This window comes from Acidimicrobiales bacterium, assembly GCA_036273495.1.
In the GTDB taxonomy this organism is placed as follows: Bacteria; Actinomycetota; Acidimicrobiia; order Acidimicrobiales; family JAJPHE01; genus DASSEU01.
On the sequence record DASUHN010000357.1, the window covers coordinates 1 to 5,491 of the forward strand.

The 5,491-nt window shown below is 74.3% G+C and carries 5 protein-coding genes and 1 pseudogene; 2 read left to right on the forward strand and 4 right to left on the reverse strand.

Features of this window, described 5'->3' with window-relative positions; genetic code table 11:
- A partial coding sequence (locus VFW24_15165) for a hypothetical protein (protein ID HEX5268105.1) occupies positions 1 to 218 on the reverse strand: 218 nt, incomplete at its 3' end.
- 159 nt (positions 219 to 377) lie between these two features.
- On the opposite strand from VFW24_15165, the gene VFW24_15170 reads away from it, so the two are divergent.
- Positions 378 to 3,011: a S53 family peptidase gene (locus VFW24_15170; protein ID HEX5268106.1), complete on the forward strand. Its 2,634-nt coding sequence runs from the start codon at positions 378 to 380 to the stop codon at positions 3,009 to 3,011.
- Between the two features lie 23 nt (positions 3,012 to 3,034).
- Here the strand turns inward: VFW24_15170 and VFW24_15175 are convergent.
- The 3 genes and pseudogenes from VFW24_15175 to VFW24_15185 form a co-directional block, all read right to left on the reverse strand.
- Positions 3,035 to 3,886, reverse strand: a pseudogene (locus VFW24_15175) (DMT family transporter).
- Between the two features lie 62 nt (positions 3,887 to 3,948).
- Entirely contained in the window at positions 3,949 to 4,350 is a 402-nt protein-coding gene (locus VFW24_15180) for a response regulator transcription factor (GenBank protein ID HEX5268107.1), read from the reverse strand.
- A gap of 53 nt (positions 4,351 to 4,403) precedes the next feature.
- On the reverse strand, positions 4,404 to 5,018 hold the full coding sequence (locus VFW24_15185) for a NifU family protein (GenBank protein ID HEX5268108.1): 615 nt from the start codon (positions 5,016 to 5,018) through the stop codon (positions 4,404 to 4,406).
- A gap of 21 nt (positions 5,019 to 5,039) precedes the next feature.
- Between VFW24_15185 and VFW24_15190 the strand changes: the two genes are divergently transcribed.
- On the forward strand, positions 5,040 to 5,491 hold a 452-nt coding region (locus VFW24_15190; protein HEX5268109.1), incomplete at its 3' end, for a hypothetical protein.

Below are 5,491 nucleotides of genomic sequence, written 5' to 3' on the forward strand. Positions count from 1 at the left end.
GGGACCCCGTCGGCCAGGAGGGCGGTCGGCTCCCCGGAGGGGAAGGCGGCCTGGTTGATGGCGCCGGCCGTCTGGTAGCGATCGTTGCCCTGGACGCGCTGGAGGGTGAAGCTGTCCGTGGCCCGGGCGGGCCCGGCCACCACCGCGCCGGCCGCCGCCGCGGCGGCGAGGGCCGCCACCGCCGCCCTGGTCCGGATCCGACCCAGATCTCTACTCATCAGACCCCCGAGGAAGTTTTTGGAACGGGAACGCTAGAGGGTGACGGGTTTGACGCGCCTATGTCACGAAAGCGCCCCCGATGTCCGGTTCGGCCGGCGGTAAGGGACCTCTAGGGGGCGGGGCAGGGCCGGGACCGGCGGCCGTCGAAAGTTCCCGGCATGCGGAGCATCCGGCGGATCGCGTCAACCCTCGTTGTCGTCCCGGTCCTCCTGGCGGCCCTGGTGGCCACCGGGGGGGCGGCGGGGGCGGCGCCCTCGCGCCCGGCGGCGCTGGGACCGGCCCACCCGGTGCCCCTCGTGCTGGGCGGCCTGGCCCGGGCCCGGTACCTGGGGGCGGCCCGCCCCGGCGTCCGGCACACGGTCGGGGTCTTCCTGAACCGGCCCGACCCGGCGGGGGAGCAGCGCCTCTACGCCTCCCTGTACGACCCGGCCAGCCCGATGTTCCACCGGTTCCTCACCCCGGCCCAGTTCGCCGCCGAGTTCGGGGTCCCGCAGGCCCAGACCCGGGCGGTCGAGAACTGGCTGCGCTCCGGGGGCCTGCGCATCGCCTCGGTCACCGGCACCGGGGACTACCTCACCGTCAGCGGCACCGCGGCCCAGCTCGAGCACCTGTTCCAGGTGCACATCGGGCGCTACCAGCTCGGGGGCACCTCTTTCACGGCCAACGACCGGGCGCCCCGGGTCCCCGCCTCGCTTCCCGTCGAGGCGGTGGTGGGCCTCGACAGCCTCCACCGCTTCACCCCGACGACCACCAGCGGGTCGCGATCGGCCGCGCCCGGGCTGGCCTCGGCTCTGGCCGCCCCCGGGCTGCCGGCCGTCCCGGAAGTGACGACCCCGTCCGCAGGGCCCGCCCCGGCGCTGAGCACGCCCGGGCCGAGCGCACCGGCGGCCCCCGTCGCTTCCGGGGCCGGCGCCGCCGTCGTGGGGGCGGCAAAGGCGGCGGTGGGAGCGGGGAGCTTCTCCGGGATCCTCAAGCCCTCCGACCTGTGGGGCGTGTACGACATGCCCGCGTCGGATCTGGGCCAGGGCCAGACCGCCGGCATGTTCGGCGAAGGTGATCCCAACCCGGTGATCAACAACCTGCGGCTGTTCGAGCAGCACTTCGGGCTGCCCAAGGTGCCGGTGCGCGTGGTGCACTCCGAGCCGGGCAGCGCCAACGAGTACGGGGACAACGCCGGCAACATCGAGTGGTACCTCGACACCCAGGCGATCACCGGCATGGCGCCCAACCTCAACCGCCTCGACCTCTACTTCGCCAAGTCCCTGTTCGACGCCGACATCTACGCCGACCTCGCCAAGTGGGCCAACGACCCCAAGGGCCCGGCCCAGATGAACGCCAGCTTCGGGGAGTGCGAGACCGATCCGACCAACCCGGTGACCGGGCCGCTGGCGCAGCAGCCCTACGGGACCGAGCTGGGGGACAACCTCGAGGTGCAGCTGGGCGGGGAGCAGGTGCTGCGCCAGGCGACCATCGAGGGCCGCACCCTGTTCTCCTCGACGGGGGACACCGGCAGCGGCTGCCCCGAGCTCGTCGCACCGGTCGCGGGAGCCGGCAACGGCCTGGCCATCCAACCGGTCCCCGATGTCAGCTATCCCGCCGCCAGTGACTACGCGGTGGCGGTGGGCGGGACGGTCCTCACCGTCGGCGACCCGCCGCGTACCCAGCGCCAGTCCGAGGTGTCCTGGACCTTCACCGGTGGCGGCTCCAGCCACTTCATCGCCGAGCCGTCGTTCCAGAAGGGCGTGGCGGCGGTGAGCCAGGCGTGCCTGTCGAAGCCCGACGGCAGCTCGTACTCGGGGACCCAGATCTGCCGGGGCGTGCCCGACGTGTCCGACCTGTCCGGCAACGTCACGGGCAACGGGTACTCCATCTACATCGACGGCAACCTCAGCTCGGAAGGCGGCACCTCGCTGTCGAGCCCGCTGATGGTGGGCATGTGGTCGCGCATCCAGGCCGCCGCCGCCCAGGCGGGCCGGCACAACCTCGGCTTTGCCGATCCGTCGCTCTACGCCGCGGCCCGGGCGCCGGGAACGTTCTACGACGTCACCCAGGCCGAGACCCCGCTCGGCAACGGCGCCTACCAGCCCGCGGCGGGCTGGGACTACACGAGCGGGCTGGGCGCCCCCGACGTGGGCAAGCTGATCGCCGCCATCGTCAAGCGCACGCCGCGCCTGTCGGGCTCGACCTCGATGGGTGCGCCGGCGGCGGTCTGCACGGCGACGGTCACCAGCCCGGCCAACAACGCCACCGAGCCCCTCGAGGTCCAGCTCGGAAACCAGCCCGGCTTCGACCTCACCTCCGCATCGCTGAACGCCAGCCGGTCGACCGTCACCGCCACCTTCACGGGTCCGGCGGTCTCGGCCCTCAACCCGCCGGCGGCCACCGCCGGCCGCGACCTCTACCTGTTGTGGTCGTGGGCGGCGGCCGGGAAGACGCCGGTCGAGTGGTTCCTCGACGCCCACGTCGACAACACCGGCGGGGTCACGGTGACCTCGGGGCGGTCGACCGCCTCCGCCGCGGACTCACCCGAGCAGTACACGCCGAACGCGTCGACCGCCGCCACCTACACGTTGTCGGGATCGACCCTCACCGTGCGGGCGCCGTTGTCCGAGGTGGGCTCCCCGCCGGCCGGGGCGCTGCTCTCGTACCCGTTCGCCGTCGTGCAGGACGACGTCGGCACGCCCAACGCCGCCGGCAGCCCCTGGGCGGCCGAGACCTTTGCCGCCGACACCGCCTCCGCCCCGGCCCACGGGGACGCGGCGCTGGGACTGGCGGCGCGGGTCGGCTGCTGACCGCCGCGTAGCACCACCGTCGCCAGGGCGCCGAGCACCACGGCGGTGCCGCCCAGCTGCACCGCGGTGATCCGCTCGCCGAGGATCACCGCCGCCCCCGCCATGGCCACCACCGGGATGGCGAGGGTCGTGAGCGACGCCATCGTGAGCGACGTGTGCTCGTGGGCCCAGTTCATGAGGTAGTGGCCGCCCCCCGGCCCGATCGCCAGCAGCACGACCCAGCCCGCCGTCCCCCATCCCGACCAGAGAGGCGCGCCGTAGGCCAGGGCCACCGGGGTGATGGTGAGGGCGGCGACCACGGTCACCGCCGCCTGGAACTCGAGGGTGCCCAACTCCCGGCGGGCCTGCTTGGCTCCCACGAAGTAGGCGGCCCACAGGATGAGGGCCAGGCCGGCCAGCGCGTCCCCGGCCAGGTTGTCCCCCCCGCCGGCGCGCCCGCCGGCCACCACGGCCACAGTCCCACCGAGGGCCACAGCGGTGGCGGCGATCACGTCGGGGCGGACCCGCTCCCCGAACAGCCGGCCCACCACGCACAGCACCAGGGCCGGCTGCAGGGCGGCGATGATCGTGGCGTTGGTGACCGAGGTCAGCTTCACCGCCGAGAAGAACAGGACGGTGTTGAGCCCGAAAGCCAGGCCGGCGGGGGCGGCCAGCCGCAGGGCCCGCCACGACAGCCGCCGGCGGCAGACGGTCGCCACGGCCACGGTGTAGGTGGCGCCGAACCAGAAGCGGTCGAAGGACAGCGACGGCCCGGTGAGGGCGATGAACTTGGCCATCACGTTGCCCAGGCCCCAGGACGTGACCGCCGTCCCGGCGGCGGCGATCCCGAGGGGGGACCCCGTCCCGGTCCGGTCCCGGCTCGGGTGCGCGGCCATCGGGGGAGAGTACGGCCCCACCTTCCGGGGCCGGAGGGATTAGGAGCGCCGGGGCGGCGGGCTCAGTTGGCCCCGGGGCCGTGGCCCCGGGCCAGGTTGACGGCCAGGTCGAGGACCGGTCGGAAGCTGGCGCTCTTCTCCAGATAGGCGTCGGCCCCCGAGCGAAGGGCCTCGGCGCGCAGCTCCTGGGACGACAGCGCCGAGAGCATGATCACCTTGGCCCGGGGGGCGGCCTCGCGGATCAGAGGGAGGGCGTGCACCCCGTCCATCTCCGGCATCATCTGGTCCAGCACCACCACGTCGGGCTGGTGCTCGGCGGCCCGCACGACCCCCTCCCGCCCGTTGCTGGCGTCGGCCACCACCTGGCAGCGGCCGTCGGCCTCCACGGCCAGCCACAGCAGGATGCGGATGTCCGGCTCGTCGTCGACGACCAGGACCCGCACCGGGGTCTCGGCGTCCGGCACGCCCCCAGGATCGGCCCCGGAGGCCGCGTTCTGAGGGGAGAGGCCCGGCGGGCCTACTTCTTGGCCTGCTCGAAGTAGGGGTTGGTGCCGGCGGCGTGGTCGGTCACGTCGACGACCGAGCGGATCTCCGGCACGGCCTCCCGGATGGCCACCTCGATGCCCTGGGTCAGGGTCACCGACGCCATCCCGCACCCCTGGCAGCCCCCGGCGAGCCGCAGGTAGGCGGTCCCGTCGTCGACCGCCACGAGTTGCGCCATGCCGCCGTGGGAGGCGATGGCGGGGTTGATCTCGTCCTCGAGGACCCGCAGCACGGCCTGGGCCACCGGGCTCGACAGGTCGGCCTCGGCGGGCGCAGCGGGCGCGGCCGACTGGGGACGGTTGGGGTTGACCAGCACCATCTCCCCGTCGCGCACGTCGAGGTTGGCGCCCCGGAGCTTGTCGACGCTGGCCTCGGGGACGACCACCGCCAGCCCGTCGAAGCGCTCGACGGCGTCCCCGGCGCCGGCGTCGGCCACCGCCTGGAAGTACAGGTCGTAGGCGTACTCCGACCCGGTGGCCCCGTTGACCTCGAGCCAGAGGGCCAGGGTCTCCGGATCGTCCTCCTCGGCCCGCAGGTCGACGACGGTCCGGAGAGCCTCATCGCTGACGGATAGCACACGCTCCTCCATGGAGTGGCCCATGATAGGGCCATGCCAAGGGTGGTCCTGATCCTTCCCAGCGCGACCTATCGCGCCGAGGACTTCCTGGCCGCCGCCGCCACCGTCGGGGCCGAGGTGGTCGTGGCGTCCGACCAGCGCCAGGCCCTCGGCACGGCGATGGGGGAGCGGGCCCTGGTGATCGACCCGTGTGACCCGGAAGGCGCCGCCGAGGCGGTGGCCGCCCTGGCCGCCCGCCACCCGGTCGACGCCGTCGTGGCGGTGGACGACGAGGGGGTGCTGGCGGCGGCGGCCGCCGCCGACCGCCTGGGCCTGGCCCACAACCCGCCCGAGGCCGTGGCCGCCACCCGGGACAAGGCCCGCCTGCGCGCCGTGCTCGCGGGGGGCGGCGTCACCCAGCCGGCGTTCCGCGTGGTCGGGCCGGACGACGACGCCGGGGCAGCCGCCGCCGAGCTCGGCTTCCCGGTGGTGGTCAAGCCGGTCGG